This window comes from Methylomonas koyamae (assembly GCF_019669905.1).
GTDB classification, from domain to species: domain Bacteria; phylum Pseudomonadota; class Gammaproteobacteria; order Methylococcales; family Methylomonadaceae; genus Methylomonas; species Methylomonas koyamae.
In genome coordinates, this window is the sequence record NZ_AP019777.1 from 4535358 (window position 1) to 4552632 (window position 17275).

General features: G+C 56.4%; 15 protein-coding genes and 1 pseudogene. 7 read left to right on the forward strand and 9 right to left on the reverse strand.

Translation table 11 applies throughout. The features are described 5' to 3' along the window. Positions 1–12 precede the first annotated feature (12 nt). A complete protein-coding gene (locus MKFW12EY_RS20450) occupies positions 13–1407 on the forward strand; it encodes an amino acid permease (protein WP_221053665.1) in 1395 nt (464 codons plus the stop codon). 942 nt (positions 1408–2349) lie between these two features. On the opposite strand, the pseudogene MKFW12EY_RS20455 reads toward MKFW12EY_RS20450, so the two are convergent. The 4 genes and pseudogenes from MKFW12EY_RS20455 to speA all read right to left on the reverse strand — a co-directional run bounded on the left by MKFW12EY_RS20455 (position 2350) and on the right by speA (position 7361). Further along, a pseudogene (locus tag MKFW12EY_RS20455) lies at positions 2350–2837 on the reverse strand (transposase). 464 nt (positions 2838–3301) lie between these two features. Beyond that, positions 3302–4621, reverse strand: a complete 1320-nt coding sequence (locus MKFW12EY_RS20460; protein ID WP_054758915.1) for a UDP-glucose dehydrogenase family protein — start codon at positions 4619–4621, stop codon at positions 3302–3304. 28 nt (positions 4622–4649) lie between these two features. Next, complete coding sequence (locus MKFW12EY_RS20465; RefSeq protein WP_054758913.1) at positions 4650–5504, reverse strand: NAD(P)-dependent oxidoreductase; 855 nt, start codon at positions 5502–5504, stop codon at positions 4650–4652. Positions 5505–5537: 33 nt separating this feature from the next. Beyond that, a complete protein-coding gene (gene speA / locus MKFW12EY_RS20470; RefSeq protein ID WP_245006369.1) occupies positions 5538–7361 on the reverse strand; it encodes a biosynthetic arginine decarboxylase in 1824 nt (607 codons plus the stop codon). A gap of 81 nt (positions 7362–7442) precedes the next feature. Between speA and speE the strand changes: the two genes are divergently transcribed. The 4 genes from speE to MKFW12EY_RS20490 all read left to right on the forward strand — a co-directional run bounded on the left by speE (position 7443) and on the right by MKFW12EY_RS20490 (position 10852). After that, positions 7443–8288 carry a polyamine aminopropyltransferase gene (speE, locus tag MKFW12EY_RS20475; protein ID WP_054758911.1) on the forward strand — a complete coding sequence of 282 codons (846 nt, stop codon included), beginning with the start codon at positions 7443–7445 and terminating at the stop codon, positions 8286–8288. A 285-nt stretch (positions 8289–8573) separates the two neighbouring features. After that, on the forward strand, positions 8574–9485 hold the full coding sequence (locus MKFW12EY_RS20480; protein WP_064028005.1) for a GGDEF domain-containing protein: 912 nt from the start codon (positions 8574–8576) through the stop codon (positions 9483–9485). Positions 9486–9715: 230 nt separating this feature from the next. Further along, complete coding sequence (locus tag MKFW12EY_RS20485; protein ID WP_054758907.1) at positions 9716–10123, forward strand: exosortase system-associated protein, TIGR04073 family; 408 nt, start codon at positions 9716–9718, stop codon at positions 10121–10123. Between the two features lie 33 nt (positions 10124–10156). After that, positions 10157–10852, forward strand: coding sequence for an OmpA family protein (locus tag MKFW12EY_RS20490; protein WP_054758904.1), 696 nt, complete (start codon positions 10157–10159; stop codon positions 10850–10852). 48 nt (positions 10853–10900) lie between these two features. Here the strand turns inward: MKFW12EY_RS20490 and MKFW12EY_RS20495 are convergent, their stop codons facing one another. The 5 genes from MKFW12EY_RS20495 to MKFW12EY_RS20515 form a co-directional block, all read right to left on the reverse strand. Next, positions 10901–11107, reverse strand: coding sequence for a hypothetical protein (locus tag MKFW12EY_RS20495; RefSeq protein WP_054758902.1), 207 nt, complete (start codon positions 11105–11107; stop codon positions 10901–10903). Between the two features lie 3 nt (positions 11108–11110). Next, positions 11111–11386, reverse strand: a complete 276-nt coding sequence (locus MKFW12EY_RS20500) for a late competence development ComFB family protein (RefSeq protein WP_054758900.1) — start codon at positions 11384–11386, stop codon at positions 11111–11113. A gap of 129 nt (positions 11387–11515) precedes the next feature. Beyond that, positions 11516–12349, reverse strand: a complete 834-nt coding sequence (locus MKFW12EY_RS20505; RefSeq protein ID WP_054758898.1) for a VPLPA-CTERM sorting domain-containing protein — start codon at positions 12347–12349, stop codon at positions 11516–11518. Between the two features lie 247 nt (positions 12350–12596). Then, on the reverse strand, positions 12597–13796 hold the full coding sequence (locus MKFW12EY_RS20510; protein WP_221053667.1) for an ABC transporter permease: 1200 nt from the start codon (positions 13794–13796) through the stop codon (positions 12597–12599). A 3-nt stretch (positions 13797–13799) separates the two neighbouring features. Continuing rightward, positions 13800–15005: an ABC transporter permease gene (locus MKFW12EY_RS20515; protein WP_064042414.1), complete on the reverse strand. Its 1206-nt coding sequence runs from the start codon at positions 15003–15005 to the stop codon at positions 13800–13802. Between the two features lie 370 nt (positions 15006–15375). On the opposite strand from MKFW12EY_RS20515, the gene MKFW12EY_RS20520 reads away from it, so the two are divergent. Further along, positions 15376–16368 carry a helix-turn-helix transcriptional regulator gene (locus MKFW12EY_RS20520; RefSeq protein WP_054758895.1) on the forward strand — a complete coding sequence of 331 codons (993 nt, stop codon included), beginning with the start codon at positions 15376–15378 and terminating at the stop codon, positions 16366–16368. 15 nt (positions 16369–16383) lie between these two features. Next, positions 16384–17271, forward strand: coding sequence for a DMT family transporter (locus MKFW12EY_RS20525; protein ID WP_231879495.1), 888 nt, complete (start codon positions 16384–16386; stop codon positions 17269–17271). The last annotated feature ends 4 nt before the right edge of the window (positions 17272–17275 follow it).

Genomic DNA, 17275 nt, shown 5'->3' on the forward strand with positions numbered 1-17275 from the left:
CGAGACCACTTCATGCACATCCCCAAGCAGTTACTGCAACGCAAATCCGTCGAAGCCCTGACCGGTGTCCAGCATGGCTTAAAGCAAACCCTCACCGCCAAGGACTTAACCATCCTGGGCATCGGCGCCGTCATCGGCGCCGGTATCTTTGTGCTGACCGGCATCGCCGCCGCCAAATATGCCGGTCCGGCCATCGTGGTGTCGTTCATTTTGGCCGGCATCGCCTGCGGCCTGGCAGCCATGTGTTACAGCGAACTGGCGGCCATGATTCCCGTGTCCGGCAGTGCCTACAGTTACGCTTACGCGACCATGGGCGAACTCATGGCCTGGATTATCGGTTGGGATTTGATTCTGGAATACGCCCTCGCCAGCAGCACCGTCGCGATAGGCTGGGCCGGCTACCTCACCAGTTTTCTGGAAAACTTTGGGGTGCATTTACCGACCTATCTGACCACGGCTTATCTCGCCAACCCCGAGGCCGGCTTCATCAACTTACCCGCCGTGAGCATCATCTTGCTGCTAACTGGGTTGTTGGTGATCGGCATCCGCCAATCCGCGATCTTCAATTTCGTGATGGTGTTGATCAAACTCTCGGTGATCGTGGTGTTTATCGTCGCCGGTTCCGGGCATATCCAAGCCGACAACTGGGCTAACTTCACCCCCTTTGGTTTCGGCGGCGTTTTGACCGGTGCCGGGGTGATTTTCTTTGCCTACATCGGCTTCGATGCCGTATCCACCGCCGCGCAGGAAGCTATCAACCCGCAACGCGACGTACCCATCGGCATCATCGCCTCGTTGGCGGTCTGCACGCTGCTCTACATCCTGGTGGCCGGGGTGTTGACCGGCATTATTCCTTACACCGAATTAAACGTGCCGGCGCCCATTGCGCTGGCCGTCGATCATGTCGGCATGGGCTGGCTGTCGCCGATTATTAAAATTGCCGCCATTGCCGGCCTGACCTCGGTGATGCTGGTACTGCTGATGGGCCAGAGCCGAATCTTCTTTTCGATGGCCAAAGACCAATTGCTGCCGCCGCTGTTCGCCCAAGTCCACCCCAAATTCCAAACCCCGCATTTGTCGACGATCCTGGTCGGTGTCGCCGTGTCTTTGTTGGCCGGCTTCATGCCCATCGAAAAGCTCGGCGAGTTGGTCAGTATCGGCACTTTGTTTGCGTTTGTGCTGGTCTGCGGCGGCGTCTGGATCTTGCGTAACAGCCACCCGGAAATGGAACGCCACTTCAAATGCCCGGCCGTACCTTACGTGCCGATTGGCGGGATTTTGGTGTGTTTGAGTTTAATGGCGGGATTGCCGATTGATACATGGATCAGGTTGTTTGTTTGGCTGGCGATTGGGTTTTTGATTTATTTTGGGTATGGGGTGAAACATAGTCAGCTTCGGTCTTCTTAGGTTTGTGTCGCTGGCGCGACGGCTATGTTGAAGTCGGGTCTCGGCCAGACAGCCGCGATACTTTCTTTTGCACCGCCAAAAGAAAGTATCCAAAGAAAAGGCCGCCCGAATGCCGCTTAAATCACTCGGCACAGCCATGTGCCTCGCCCTCCGGGTGCATAGCATGCAAATCGGCTATCCTGCCGCTTTGTCCTGCGCCCTCGCTTTTGAACGGGGTTGCCGAAAGGGGCTTCCTGCCCCTTCGGCAACGCGATGCATCCCTGCATCGCCCCTACGGGCTAATCCGTTCAAAAGCTCCGGTGCTCGGCGGGGCATACGGGGGAGCCCCATCCCGAGTGGCGTAAGGCGCATTAGCGATAGCGTAATACGCCGAATTATTTAAAGCCAACATGCGGCGCAATACGGCGACGCCTTACAGATTGCGCATTATGGCCGGAAAAAAGTCGGAAAGCAGTCATTCAGCGCTTGAATCGACGAATTAATTACTTGGTTTTCTTGAAAATATAGCGAGCAGCGACCAAAACAACAATTACGACTATCGCTAATCCAGCAAACAAAAGTAACTTTTGTGGACTGGTGTCAAATTCAGAAATAGATAGCACAATAAGAGTCGTTGCCACTCCGAACGCCATAATGGATATAGCAATGCCAGACCATAATTCATGACGATCCGCGCATTGCTCACAGTAAATATACCTTCCGCCTCGGTGGTGATAAATAACTCGATATTCAGTCATCGAGACGGGGCCCCCGCATGAATAACATTCCTGTCGAATATTTCTGGCTTTTCCACGTAAGTCGCGGAATATATGTATAAGCAATGCCAATATAACTGGCGAGATCAGAATGAAAAAAAAGATAAAAAATCCCATAGAGCACTCAAATAGTTAATCTCGTTCCCACGCGCCGCGTGGGAATGCAATCCTGCCGCGCTGCGGTCAGCTAAAACCAATCCCGATAAACCGGCAATAACCCTTCCCACCCCGCATAATTCCGGGCACTCGAATAACACCAATGTTCCGGTAAATCAACATAATCGCGTTTGACCGGATTCAGGTGGATATACTCCAATTTCTGCCTCAAGACGTCGGGGTTATCGATCAACTGCGGATGGCTACCCTCTTCCCATAACTGATAATCCCGAGCAGTTTTATGCGCCTTGCAGAACCAGTTCAATTGCTTCAATAAGCGCTCGGCGTTATTGCCTTGCAAATAATCGATAAACTGGCGGGCGGTGTAAGACTTGAAGTGGGGCAGTTGATTGAGTAAATCGTCAGTTTGACCAGCAGGTGCAAATGGTTTTCCAGAATGACGTAGCCGTATATTCACCAATTGTGCTGCTGTTGGCGGTAAAGCAACGCGTCCAACACAATTTACACGGTCGCCGGACGCGTGAATAACAGAATCCAGTTCAGTACGGTGTAGGTTATGAAATGCGGCTGTTGGGATTAGAGAATGCGGTAACGACTGCGGCCCATGGGCTTGACCTCGTTTGATAGCTTTGTCGTATGTTACCGCTGGCGCGGTTAATCTGCATTCCCACGCGGCGCGTGGGAACGAGGAACTAACCGACTTTTAATTCCGGGACGGTTTTCTCCCGTATGCCGCGCCGAGCACCGGAGCGTTTATCGAGATCAGCCCGAAGGGGCGCCGCAAGGATGCGGCGCGTCGGCGGAGGGGCTGGGAAGCCCCTTCTGCCGACCCTCGATAAACGCTTCGGCGCGCAGGGAATAAGCGGCGTCCGGGCCGCCTTTCTTTTGGGTACTTTTCTTTGGCGGAGCAAAGAAAAGTACCTCGGCTGTCGGGCCGAGACCCGACATCAAATCCAGCCGTCGCGCCAGCGACACCTTTAGAACTCCTCACCCCAACCCTCTCCAGCAAGAGAGGGAGAGAGTTACCGCCCAATCGCGTAATACTGCAACCCAAACTGCCTAACCAACCTAGGCTCATACATATTCCGCCCGTCGAAAATCACTTTGTCTTTCAACAAACGCCCCAAATCGTCGAAATCCGGACTGCGGAACTGCTTCCATTCGGTGACGATGACCAGCGCGTCGGCATTATTCAGGGTTTCGGTTTGTTTGGTGCAATAAACCAGACCGGCTTTGTCGCCGTAGATGCGTTGCGCTTCCCGCAGCGCTTCCGGATCGTAGGCTTGGACCACTGCGCCGGCCTCGGTCAATGCTTCCAGTAACACCCGGCTCGGCGCTTCGCGCATGTCGTCGGTATTGGGTTTGAACGCCAGCCCCCACAGCGCAAAGGTTTTGCCTTTAACGCCAGCCGGATAATGCGCGCTGATCTTCTCGAACAAGCGGTGCTTTTGCCTATCGTTGACGTTCTCGACCGCACTGAGCAATTCCGCGTGGTAGCCGTTGTCGCGGGCGGTACGCTCCAATGCTTTGACGTCTTTCGGAAAGCAGGAGCCGCCGTAGCCGCAACCGGGATAGATAAAGCTGTAACCGATCCGACTGTCGGAACCGATGCCGTGGCGCACTTGCTCGATGTCGGCACCTAAGCGTTCGGCCAGATTGGCCAGCTCGTTCATGAAGCTGATCTTAGTCGCCAGCATCGCGTTGGCGGCGTATTTGGTCAATTCCGCGGAACGGATATCCATCGTGATCACCCGCTCCCGGCTGCGGTTGAACGGTGCGTACAAGGCTTTCAGCAATTCGGCGGTACGCGGATTGTCGGTACCGATGATGATCCGGTCCGGTTTCATGAAGTCGTCCAGCGCCGAACCTTCCTTCAAGAATTCCGGATTCGACACCACGTCGAATTCCAGACTCTGCCCGCGCTGCGCCAGCATGTCGGCCACGGTTTGCTTGACCTTGTCGGCGGTTCCGACCGGTACGGTGGATTTATCGACGACGATTTTGTAATCGGTCATGTGTTCGGCGATGCTTTGCGCCACTGCCAACACGTATTTCAAATCGGCCGATCCGTCCTCGTCCGGTGGAGTGCCGACGGCGATGAATTGGAACAAACCGAAATCGACCGCCTCTTTGACGTCGGTGGTGAAACGCAGGCGGCCGGCAGCGACATTATCTTTAACCATTTCGTCCAGACCCGGCTCATAGATCGGGATAATACCTTGCTTCAGCTGATCGACCTTACGCTGATCGACGTCCATGCACAGTACTTGATTCCCCACTTCGGCCAAGCAGGCTCCCGTGACTAAACCGACGTATCCACTGCCAAATACCGTAATTTTCATTGTTACATCTTGTAAGCTGATTGAAAGATCATTGCAGTTTTAACCGGTACAGCGCCGAGATATCCTCGTCGCCGTACCCTTGCGCCATCAGTTTGGCATAATCCGCCAAAGTCGCTGCCGTTAACGGACACACCACCCCAACCTGCGCCGCCATCCATTCGGCGACGAGCAAATCCTTATGGTGCAGCGCCAATTTGAAGCCGGGCGCAAATTGGTTTTTCGTCATGGTTTTGCCGCGATGCTGCAGAAACCAATTGCCGGCCGCGCCGCCGGCTATCACGTCTACCACCTTATCCAGCGGCAATTGCTGGGCGGCGGCGAATGCCAGCGCTTCGGTCACAGCTTGATTGATACCGGCGCACATGATTTGGTTGACTGCCTTGCAGGCTTGGCCGGCGCCGACACCGCCCATGTGCTCTATCCGCGCCGTCATCGCCGCCAATATCGGCCGCACCCGTTCCAATACCGCCAAGTCGCCACCAACCATCATCGCCAACGTGCCGCTTCTGGCGCCTTCGACGCCGCCGGAGACCGGGGCGTCGAGAAATGCCGCTTGTTTTTCGGCGAGTCTTTCCGCAGCCATTCTGGCCGTTTCGCCGCTGACCGTCGACATATCGACGACAACCGAACCCGGCTCGATGCCGCTGCAGATCGCATCGACCACATCCAGTACATCTTGATCGGCCGACACGCACACCAATATCACGTCTACGCCAACGGCAAGCTGGGCGATACCGCGACAAGCCTCGACGCCCAACTCCGCAGCCAACGCATCCGCTTTTTCTGCGCTGCGGTTATACACTGCGGACAAATGGCCGGCTTTGACCAGATTACGCGCCATACCCTGTCCCATTGCCCCCAAACCGATAAAACCCGCCTTCATAATGTATTCCCGCCCCGTTTACCGATGCCGCCGCTATTTTTCCAAATAGGTATAAGCGTTCAACCCAGCTGCCAACTCCTGTTCGAAGCTGATTTTCTGTTCCGCGGTCAACGCCGCCCCGTCCAGTTTACGCCGGTAGGCCGTTTTCAGCGCCTCGGTGTCGATATGCACGTAATCCAGCAATTCGCTGACGTCTTCGCCTTCCATGAAATCGCCGAAGCGGTAACCGCTGCCGTCCAGCTCGATATTGACCGAATGGGTATCGCCGAACAAATTGTGCATGTCGCCCAGAATTTCCTGATAGGCGCCGACCATGAAAAAGCCGATCAGATAGTCTTCATCGTCGCCGATCGCATGCAACGGCAGCGTATTGCTGATATTGTGCCGGTCCACATACTGGTCGATCCGGCCGTCGGAATCGCAGGTCAAATCCTGTAATACCGCACGCCTGACCGGTTGCTCGTGCAAGCGGTGGACCGGCATGATCGGAAAGATCTGATCGATTCCCCAAATATCGGGCATCGATTGAAACAGCGAAAAATTGCAAAACACCTTGTCGGCCAGCTTTTCGTCGAGCTCCTGCAAAATTTCCCGATGATGGTGGTTGTCCAGATTCAACTGCGCCTGAATTTGCTGGCACAAGCCGACGTAGCGTTGTTCCGCAACTGCGAGTTCCGCCAAATCGATATCGCCTTGCACGAAACTGGCGCGGGCCTCGGCCATGTCGAACTGGGCATTATGGTAAGCCTCGCTGACATTGCGGAAATGCTTGGCCGCCAATCCTGCGCCCTGCAAACGCTCGACTTCGGTGACATTGGTGATCAATACCGCGTGGTGGGCAGTAATGGCCCGGCCCGACTCGGTGATGATGTTCGGTTGCGGCAGATCGTGCTGCCGGCTGACCTCGGCAAAGGCACGGACGATATTATCGGCGTATTCGGACATGCTGTAGTTGATCGAACATTCCCGCCGCGAGCCGCTGCCATCATAATCCACGCCCAAACCGCCGCCGGCGTCCACCGTATTAATCTCTGCGCCGAGCCGGCGCAACTGCAGGTAAAACTGGCCGGCTTCCTTCAAGGCCAATTTAATGTCGTGTATGTTGGCGATCTGCGAGCCCATGTGAAAATGCATTAGCTGCAGACAATCCAACATCTGCACCTGCCGTAGGCGTTCGACCAATTGCAGCACCTCGCTGGCGTGCAGGCCGAACTTGGATTTCTCGCCGCCGCTGTTTTGCCACTTGCCGGCACTGATCGTCGCCAACCGCACCCGCAGGCCTATCAACGGCCTGACTCGCAATTTGGCGGCTTCCTCCAGAATCAATTCCAGCTCGGACGGTTTTTCGATGACAATGAACACCGATAAGCCCATCAATTGGCCCATCAACGCCATCCGGATGTAGAACCGGTCTTTGTAGCCGTTGCAGACGATGGTACCGTTGGCCTTGGCTAAGCCCAGAATCGCCAGCAATTCCGGTTTGCTGCCAGCTTCGAGGCCGATATTGTCGGCGGAGACGATAGCCTCGACCACGTTGCCTTGCTGGTTGACCTTGATCGGATAAACCGGCGTGTACTCGCCGCCGTAGCTATGCGCCGCTCTAGCCTGGTCGAAAGCCTGTTGCAGCCGGCGGATGCGATCCGGCAGGATATCGGTGAAGCGCACCAGCACCGGCAGTTTCAGCCCTTTTCCGCGCAGAGTTTCGGCGACTTCGAACAGATCGATTTCCGCGGCGTTATCGCTGCGCGGTTTGACGCAAACATGACCAAGTTGGTTAATCGAAAAATAACCGTCGCCCCATTGTTGGATCGCATAGAGCTGTTTTGCCTGTTCAATCGACCATGCTTGTGCCGGCACTCGGGTTCCCCGTACTGTCATAAAGATGCCGGAATTCTAAAGTATAATGCCGCGACTTTTATGACTTTTTGAGGACAACTCATGCTCGACGCCACCTGGTTCAGCGAAGCGCAGGAGCCGTCAGGCTCCGCCTTCTCATTAAAAATCAAACGCAAATTGCACGAAGAGCAATCGGAGTTTCAGTTTCTGGAAATCTACGAGACCGAACAGTTCGGCAATTTGATGGTGATAGACGGCTGCACCATGGTTTCGACCCGGGACAATTTCTTCTACCACGAGATGATGAGCCACCCGGTATTGTTTACTCACCCCAACCCGAAGAACGTGTTGATTATCGGCGGCGGCGACTGCGGTACGCTGCGCGAGGTACTGAAGCACCCCGGCGTGGAAAAAGCGGTGCAGATCGACATCGACGAACGCGTCACCCGTCTGTCCGAAATCTACTTCCCGGAATTGTGCGAGTCCAACAACGATCCGCGTGCCGAGCTGAAATTCATCGACGGCATCAAATGGGTCAAAGATGCGGCACCGAACAGCGTGGACATCATCATCATCGACAGTACCGATCCGGTCGGGCCGGCAGCGGGCTTGTTCTGCGCCGATTTTTACAAAGACTGCTTCAGAGCCTTAACCGAAAACGGTATCGTCGTCCAGCAAAGCGAATCGGCTTTGCTGCATATGCATATTCTGCAAGAGATGCGCGGCGAGATGCGGGCCGGCGGTTTTAACCATTACCAAACCGTGTTCTTCCCGCAGTGCATCTACCCATCCGGCTGGTGGAGCGCGACGATGGCCGGCAAGAACGCGTTCGCCGCGTTCCGGGAGCAGGATGCTATCAACAAAGGCTTCGACACCGTCTATTACAACCACGAGATCCATAAAGCCAGCCTGGCGATGCCGGAGTTTTTCAAAAAGGCATTCGCATAAATTCCCCCAAGTTGCCGCAGCAGCGAACTGCGGCAACAAGCGTTTTAAGCTCCGAAACGCCGGCAACTTGCGAGCCAGCGGCCTATCTGCGACACTGGCAAGCGTATCAGCAGATAACGAATTATTAACCATGCAAAACCGCTGTTGGCCGGCCTCTGAAATCCTCTATCACCGATTGGACCAGGCATGGGGTTTTACAGTACCGAATCAACCGGCCCCTCCGGCTAGCGTTGCGGTGCCGCTGCCGCTGCCGGAGCGTACGTTGCCAGCTTGCGGAATCGCGCAATGACCACGCCTCCCGATTCCACTCTAAACGCATTTTCGAACACGCTGACCGGCAACGCCACCCAAACCGGCCGTGACAGTGCGAATTTGCAACCTTATCTGGTAGTGCTATCCGGCCGAGACCAGGGCAAGCAATTTCCGCTGGCGGCCAATCGCCATATTCTGGGTCGAGAACTCAGCGCAGACATTCCGATTGCCGACCCGAAAATCTCCCGCCGCCATTGCCTGCTTGCGATAAACGGTAGACAGGCTCATCTGGAAGACCTCAATTCCACCAACGGCACTTTCGTCAACGATAGGCGCATTTCCAGGCATCCTTTGCAATTGCTGGACCGGATCCGCATCGGCGACACTTACCTGAAAGTCGATTACAAACTGCCCAGCGAAGCGGTCTCGGAACAGGCGCTGTACGAGGCCGCCAACATCGACTCGATGACCAAGGTTTTGAACCGCAACGCCTTTATTTCCAGAGCGCAGCAGGAATTTTCCTATTGCAAACGCAACCGGAGCCGTTTGACCGTGATGATGTGCGACGCCGACCACTTCAAACTGACCAACGACAACTACGGCCATCTGGCCGGCGACCAGGTACTGCGCGATTTAGCCAAAATCCTGCAGGCCGAAATGCGCCACGAAGACTTGCTGGCGCGTTACGGCGGCGAAGAGTTCATCATACTGCTGCGGGAAATTTCGGCCGAAGCCGCCGTTGCACTGGCGGAGCGCATCCGCTTGACCGTACTGAAGCACACCTTCCGTTACCAAAATTTAACCATTCCGTCGACGCTGTCGATCGGCCTGTGTACCCGCCGGGTCGATGCGCCGATGACACTGGACGACATCGTCCGCACTGCCGACGACGCCTTGTACCGGGCCAAGAAAAACGGCCGCAACCGGGTGGAAATAGGCAACTGACCCAAAACCGCATCGTCTAAACCAAGCGCTTTCAAGCAGCCACCCTACTCCCACCAGCCGTTTCAGGCGGCGCAAGACGGCCGCCCATCGCTTGGCTCCGCCATCGATGTTAGGGTTTGCAAATGCCTGCAACATGGGTTAGTGTCTGACTTCCAGTGTTTTTGGCATTTTACTGCTATGCTTAGTGTGCTAAGCGGAATCATCATTGCAACACCATGGGAGATACTAAAATGAAAAATAACAAATTCCTTTCCACCTGCCTTCTGACCGGCATGCTGCTGGCGCCGGCGGCCAATGCCGACGGGCACCAAAGCTACTTGTCCGGTTTCACCGACAAAGTCAGCCAAGGCTTTTTTAACATGGCCGGCGGTGTCCTCGAGTTGCCCAAAAACATTGCCAACATCAGCAGCGAGCAAAACATCCTGGTTGGCATGAGTTGGGGCTTGCTGCGCGGAGTGGCCCATACGGTTGACCGCACGTTGATCGGCGCGGTGGAATTTATCAGCGCCCCTATCCCTAGCGACGAGTTTATCTCTCCGGCTTACCCTTGGGAGCGGTTTAGCGAGGATACCCGCTATTTCGGTCTGCATTTGCCGGGCTATTGGACCCATTACGGTCCGCTGGACGACGGCGAATAAGCTAAGCGCTAAGAGTTTAAGGAGATTACAACCATGAAAAAACAATATACATATCTGCCTGCCGCGGCCATCGCGTTAACGCTCAGCGCTTGCAGCACGCCCAAGCAAGATACTTCCGCTCTGAAAGCCGAAATCGACGCGGCCATGGCCGGCCATTACGGCCAATCCATGTTGCATGAGGAATTAGCGGAAGAAAATCTGGAAACCGCCAACGAGATCCTGGAACACTGGGAAAAAGGCTATTACTGGAACATAGACGAGAAGCAAGCCGCGCTGGAAGCCGCTCAGGCAGCCGCTCAGCATCGTTTGCAATCGGAAAAGGAAATGTGTGCGTGGCTGACAGAGGCGCATTCACAAAACCACCACCATGTCGAAACCATTCATGAAACGGTGGCCTATTTCAAATCGGGTAGCCATGTGCCGTTTAAAACCAAGGAAGACACCATCAGCCATATCGGCCACTTTTTACACGACCATCCCGATGCCACGGCGACTGTCACCGCTTCCACCGACACAGTAGGCAAACCGGCCGCTAACCAAGCATTATCGGAAAAACGGGCTAAAACCGTCAGCGAGCTGCTGATCAATAATGGCGCCAGAGCGTCGCAATTGATCGTCAAAGCTATCGGCGAAGCGGGTGGACCGGATAACACGGCGGATCAAAAACACCGCGTTGCCGTGGTTATTTCCGCGCATCCCGATTATATCGACTGCCCGAAATTGAAATAACCCGCGAATCCTGCCCCGTCGGTTCCAATCCGGCGGGGCGGGCCGCTCTTACAGCTCTTCTGCCTGCTTTTTCTGCCGTTCGGCACTTTTGAACACTTCGCTTTCCGCTTGCTTGGCCTGATCCAACGGCTCAACCACCGCCTCGTAAACCGGCTTATTTTTTTGCGCCGCATCCGCCGCAGTTGCATCCGGTTGCGAACCGCCGCAAGCCGCCAGAAAAACGCTCAAGCACGATACCGGCAACACAAGCCTCATGGCTTATTGCTCCCGGTCCTGGCGCGGCCGGCTCGTGACTTGCCGTATCGCCTGTTCGATGGCACTGTTCACCGCGGCAACCATTTCCAAATACTGCGCCTCGCTGACATTAATCCCTTTATCGATAGTATTGCGCACATAACACGGCGGCAATCGGTTCAAGGCCAGACAGGCGACATCTTCTTGAAATGCCTGGCTGAAAGGCTGGTCAGCCTGTTCGCCGAGTTTCCACAATTGGTCCATGACCAGCCGTTCGTAATAGTTATTGATGTTCAACATAAAGGTCTCTCTGTCGGATAATCGGTAGCCGGTTAAGCATAGCCGAGAATCCGCCGCCGCTGGCGGCGGACGGAACGCCGTTTGTTGCGGAACCGGGTTATGAAAACGGCGCCCCGGCCTGCAGCAGCGTTACACTAGCGACGCTTGCCGTTTGCGGCCAAGGCCCAACAGGCCGGCCAGAGCGGTTCCCAATAGCCAGACGCTAGCCGGCAGCGGCACCGCGGTCAATTGAAAATTGACGATGGGATTAACCAGAGTGGTCGTTACCGAGCCGGAACCGCTACTCAACACGACACTGCCTCCTCCCGGCAATTCGGTCTGGCCGCTGGCAGTATCTGCGGCCGACGCGGCGACCGCGGCGGAGAAATTCAACACGTCGCCGTTATTGACGATTACCCCTACCGATAGCACGCCCTGCTTACTGTCCGATGTTAACGGCGATTGCCAGTAATTGCCCAGATTTAGCGACTGCGCGGAGTGGGACTGGTGGCTTTGCGAACCGTTGGCGGAGACGTTGCTTAAATCGAAGCTGACGCTGGCATTGGCACCGGAGCAGTAGTAATAGTCGTAGCAATTGATACCGTTGATCTCCGCGCTGAGCGAATAATTTGCCGTCAGCATCAAAAAGCCGCTACCGGATATCGTGAAATTGGCGCTACGCTGCGCCGAGGCCGAACCGCTGCCCTGGCCGCTGCCGCCCACACCGGCGCCGAACACGCTACCCGAAGTGGACGTATCGCTGCTCCAACGCAACCAGTCGCCGGTGTTGGTGTTGGAATTGCCGCCCAGTCCGCTTAACGTGTAGGTCGGAGCGACGTCGCCCAAGCCGACGGTCTTGATCGTTAACGAGCTCCAATCGATCAACGCCGTCGCTTGCGTCGGCGAACTCCAGGCCGCCCCGGCATTCACTGCCAACGCCAGACCGCCGATAATCGCCAGAGAAGTTTTTGTTGTGGTTTTCATAAATTACTGATCCTGTTCCATGTAAGTATTTTGAAAGCAAGCGACCCGCGATCCTCTCGCCGGTTCAGTTGCCATGACGACGACCCGAGTTTTAAAAAGCCTTAAGCATCCAGGCCACTCAGACCGCGCGCAATTATCATGGACACATCGGACAAATACTAGCCCGCATGCTAAGTTGCCTTAATTCGATGGCGCGCTGGCGGAATTTCGGGATCAACCGCAACCGCCGCACCAGCCGGCTTTCGCTTCACTCGGCGCGCAGGGCATCCAACGGCTTCAGGCGGGCGGCTTTAACCGCCGGCGCCACGCCGGCCGCGGCGCCGATCGCCAACGACACTGCAAACGCCAAACCGATATAATTCCAGGCCAACTGCACCGGTAAAGCCGGCAGCAGCACGGCCACCAGTTTCACGACGCCGACGCCCAACCCAACCCCGCCGGAACCGCCGGCCAGACTGAGCAATACCGCTTCCGCAAGAAACAAACGGAACACGGTGCCGCGCTCGGCGCCGATCGCGCGCAACAAACCGATTTCCGCCACCCGCTCCGAGACGGCAATAGTCATGATCGTCAAAATCCCGACCGAGCCGACCAGCAGCGAGATCCCGCCCAACGCCGCCACCGCCAACGTCAGCACGCTCAATACCGAGTCCATCTTCTCCAGCATCTGGTTCTGAGTGACGATGGTAAAATCCTCCGCGCCATGCCGGGCCAACAAGCGTTGCTTGACGGCCTGCTCGACCCGTTCCGCGCTGGCGTCCCCCCGGTACAACACGTCGATTTCCATCAGGCCTTGGCGGTCGAACATCTCCATCGCCCTGGCACTGGGAATAAACACCGTGTCGTCCAGATCGAAACCCAGCATCTGCCCCTTGCTACGCATTACGCCGACCACGCGAAACCGGTCGCTGCCGATACGGATGCGCTGCCCTAACGGACTGGCTTCGCCGAACAATTCCTGCCGCACTTTACTGCCGAGTACCGCGAACGGCCTGGCGTTATCGGCACCCTCCTCCGGCAGAAAGCGGCCGATATCGACCCCGATCCGCCACACTTGCGGCAATGCCGGCCCGACGCCGAACACATTGCTGCGCCGTTGCTTGCCGCAGGCTTCGATTCGGGCATTGCCTTGCACCAAAGGCATCGCCGCCAACACGGATTCGACCGACTGCAGACTTTCGGCATCGGCCGCCGTCAACGGCCTGACCGTACTGATGGTCGCGCCCGACAAGCCGAAGGTGGTGGTCTTACCGGGATAGACCGCCAACAAATGGGTACCGAATTGGGTGAACTCGCCCAAGACAAAACCGTGGACGCCGCGGCCGATCGAGGTCAAGATCACAACCGCGGCAATGCCGATGATCAGCCCCAACGCAGTCAACAACGAGCGTTGTTTATGGCTAGTAATACTGCCCAGCGCCAGCCTGAATAAGTCTTGCCAAACCATCGCTCAACGCCTGTTCAAAGCCGCGACCGGCTCCAGCGCCGCGGCTCGTCGCGCCGGCATCACGCCGAACACCAATCCCGTCGCCAACGCCACCGCTAACGCCGCCAACATCGCCCAAGCCGGCAATGCGACCGGGAAATTCGGAAACCACCACTGCAGCGCCTCGATGCCGATCCGCCCCAGCAGACTGCCGCACAACGCACCGGCCAGCGACAACAGGGCGGCTTCGCACAGGAACCAGCGCAGCAATTGGCCGCGTGTCGCCCCCAATGCCTTCAGCAAGCCGATTTCGGCGGTACGCTGGCTGACGCTGACCAACATCACGTTCATGACCAACACGCCGGCCACGGCCAAACTGACCGCGGCAATGCCGGCCACGGTCAAGGTCAATGCAGTCAGGATTTTGTCGAAGGTATTGACCACGCTGTCCTGGGTAATGATGGTCACGTCGTCTTCCCCTTCGTGGCGTAATTTGATAATCGCCCGCACTTCGTCGACCGCTTTATGCATCGCCGCCTCGGAATGCGCTTCGATCAATATCCGAAACAACGAATGGCTATCGAACAAGGCCTGCGCCGAGGCCACCGGCACGATCACCAACTCGTCGAAACCGGTGCCTATCGACTGGCCCTCCTTGGCCAAAACGCCGACGACCCGAAAGCGGCGGTCGTTAATGCGTAGCCACTCGCCGACGGCCTTACGCCGGGCAAATAACTCGTCGGCGATTTTTTTACCGATCACGCACACCGGCAGTTCCTTATCCGCTTCGGCTTCCGGTAAAAACACGCCTTGTGCCATCGTCAAATGCCGCACCCGCAGCAACGAATGGGTCGACCCCATAATATTGGTTTCCCGCTCTAACCCAGCCACCGATACCGGCGCAGAACCGATGCTGACCGGAGCGATTGCCGCGACCTGGCGGCTGCGGAATAAGGCCGCGGCGTCGTCCAGCGTTAAATCGCGCGGCGTTTCGCCGAATAGCGGCGGATGGCCGCCGGTGGTTTCGTTGCGGCCGGGCAGAACGATGACCAGATGCGTACCCAGTGACTCGAATTCATGCACCACATAGCGCCGGGCGCTGTCGCCCAACGCCGTCAAGACGTTGACCGAGGCCACGCCGATGCTCATCGCCAGGATAATCAGCGCGGCCCGCAACGGTTGGGTGCGGATGGCCTTGACGGCCTGGATCAGTAAATCTCGGTGCAGCATGGCCCTTGCCGATACGGTGTTGGCAACAGTTTACCCCAAGCCGGCGCCGGCGCCTGTTGCCGGCGGCACCCACATTCGCATCAAGACGATTTAGCGCTTGTCCTCGCCGCGTGGCTGAACACCGCCCGCTTTGGCCGAAATGACGCATAGTTCAGGCCTATTCTCGCCGTAAACCCGCGGTTATAACGCTGGAAAACCTGCCGCCACGACATCGCCGGCAATGTTTAAAAACCGCGCGAAATTAATTACCCGAAAACCGGCCAAACTACCTGTCCGGATAGTCTTTTATGGTATAAACAATTATCGAGATAACTCGCAATAAAATTGCCTTAAAATACGCCAAATAACACAGTTTAATAAAGCCCGCTATATGCCGCACCCCGCCGTAAGAACTGCCGGACATTATAAAATCGATCAACACGATTTGCCGTTACAACAATTGGCGGATCAATCCATACAATCGTTACCCGGCTTACTAGGCAGCGGCCATACGGCGGTTTACCAGCTCGACGCCGATCTGAGTTACATCGAGACCCGCTACACGCCAAACCGCGACTTGGCGGTCTCGACCCGCATCGAACGCCAGGAACCGCGCCTGGTCGTCACGCTGGGCATGCAAGGCGGCTCGCGCTTCGTCGAGCAAGGCGGCGAGGCTATCGTTTTCAACCAAGGCTATACCTCGATCACGGCCTTCAATTGCAGTAACGGCGAACGCCAATACCGCGCCGATACCGAACTGGTGCAGTTACGTTTTTCGCTGACGAAAACCCGACTTGAGCAATATATCGGCGAATCCGCCGCGGCGCGTTTATTTAATAATGGCGGCGTCAAATTACTAAGCTATAAACCCATTTCAAACTCGGCATTAATTGCCGCCAGACAATTAGCCGCATGCAATATTGCGCCACCTTTGAAACGCATGTTCATACACGGCCAGGCTATGTCTATATTAGCTGCCGAAATACACCACCTCTGGCAAAATACTCCGGACGGCCAATACCGCTTTACCGAGAAAGATCGGGCCTTGGCCTACGCGGCGCGCGAGATTTTAATTAACGAATTTCGCACGCCGCCGTCGGCCGCGCAATTAGCCAAACGCATCGGCAGCAATCAATTCAAATTAAAACAATTATTCCACCATTATTTCGACAACACGCCGTACGGCATTGTGCTGGATACTAAAATGCATACGGCTTACCGTTTGCTGGAAACCGGCGCTGGCCATATCGATGCCGTTGCCGAATTAGTCGGATATAATCACGCCAGTAATTTCAGCGCTGCCTTCAGCAAATATTTTGGAATCCCACCTCGCCAAATCGCCAAACCCGCCGGTGCGCCGCCCAAGGGAACCAATCCCGTGTAAAGCCAACGGACCGGCGTGAAAGATAATTTTCCGCCGCCAAACTCCAGAACCTTAATTCGCCGCGGCCTGCTGGATATGGTGCTGGCCTGCCTGTTGTTTTCGTTGATGAATGCCAGCGTTTATGCGGTCCGTTGGTTCGATGCGGCCTTAGCGGCAGGTGTGATCAGCTTTTTCCGGATTCTGGCCAATTTACTGATCCTGCTGTTACCGGCCTTGCTTCGCGGCCGGACCAAGGCGCTGTTCGGCGACGGCCGGCCCTCGCTATGGTTGCGCGGCCTGTTCGGCGCGTCGGCATTGATGCTGTCGTTCGCCGCTATAGTCCGCATCGGCCCCGGCGAAAGCGCGTTTTTAACGGCCAGCAGCGGCATATTCGTCGCATTGTTGGGGCCGTTGGTGCTGGGACAGCGCAACTCGCTACGCGCCTGGCTGGCGATTATCGGCGCGTTTAGCGGCGTATCTTTGTTGTTCGATATTGACGACAGCCACAATCTGCTGGGCCAATCGATGGCGCTGCTCTCCGGCCTACTGTCGGCACTGGCGTATTTGATGGTGGCCCGGGCCGGCCGCAGCAACCCGCCGCAAACGGTGATTTTTTATTTCTGCCTAGTCGCATTGCCGTTGCACGCGCTTTATTTCGCGGTTTTCGGCGCAGAACTGCCGCAGGCTTACCCTGTCTGGGGCTTGCTATTGCTGGTCGGCATTTTCGGCAGCGGCGCCCAGCATTTCATGACCCGCGCCTACCAACGGGCACCGGCCGCGCTGGTCAGTTCGATCGGCTATCTGGCGCCGGTTTTGAGCCTGGTCTGGGCGGTAGTCCTGTTCGGCCAGATTCCGGCCCAAAGCGCTTTGCTTGGCGCGGCGCTGATCGCCGTGTTCGGCGTTTTGTTGCCGTTTTTGCGCTAAAGCC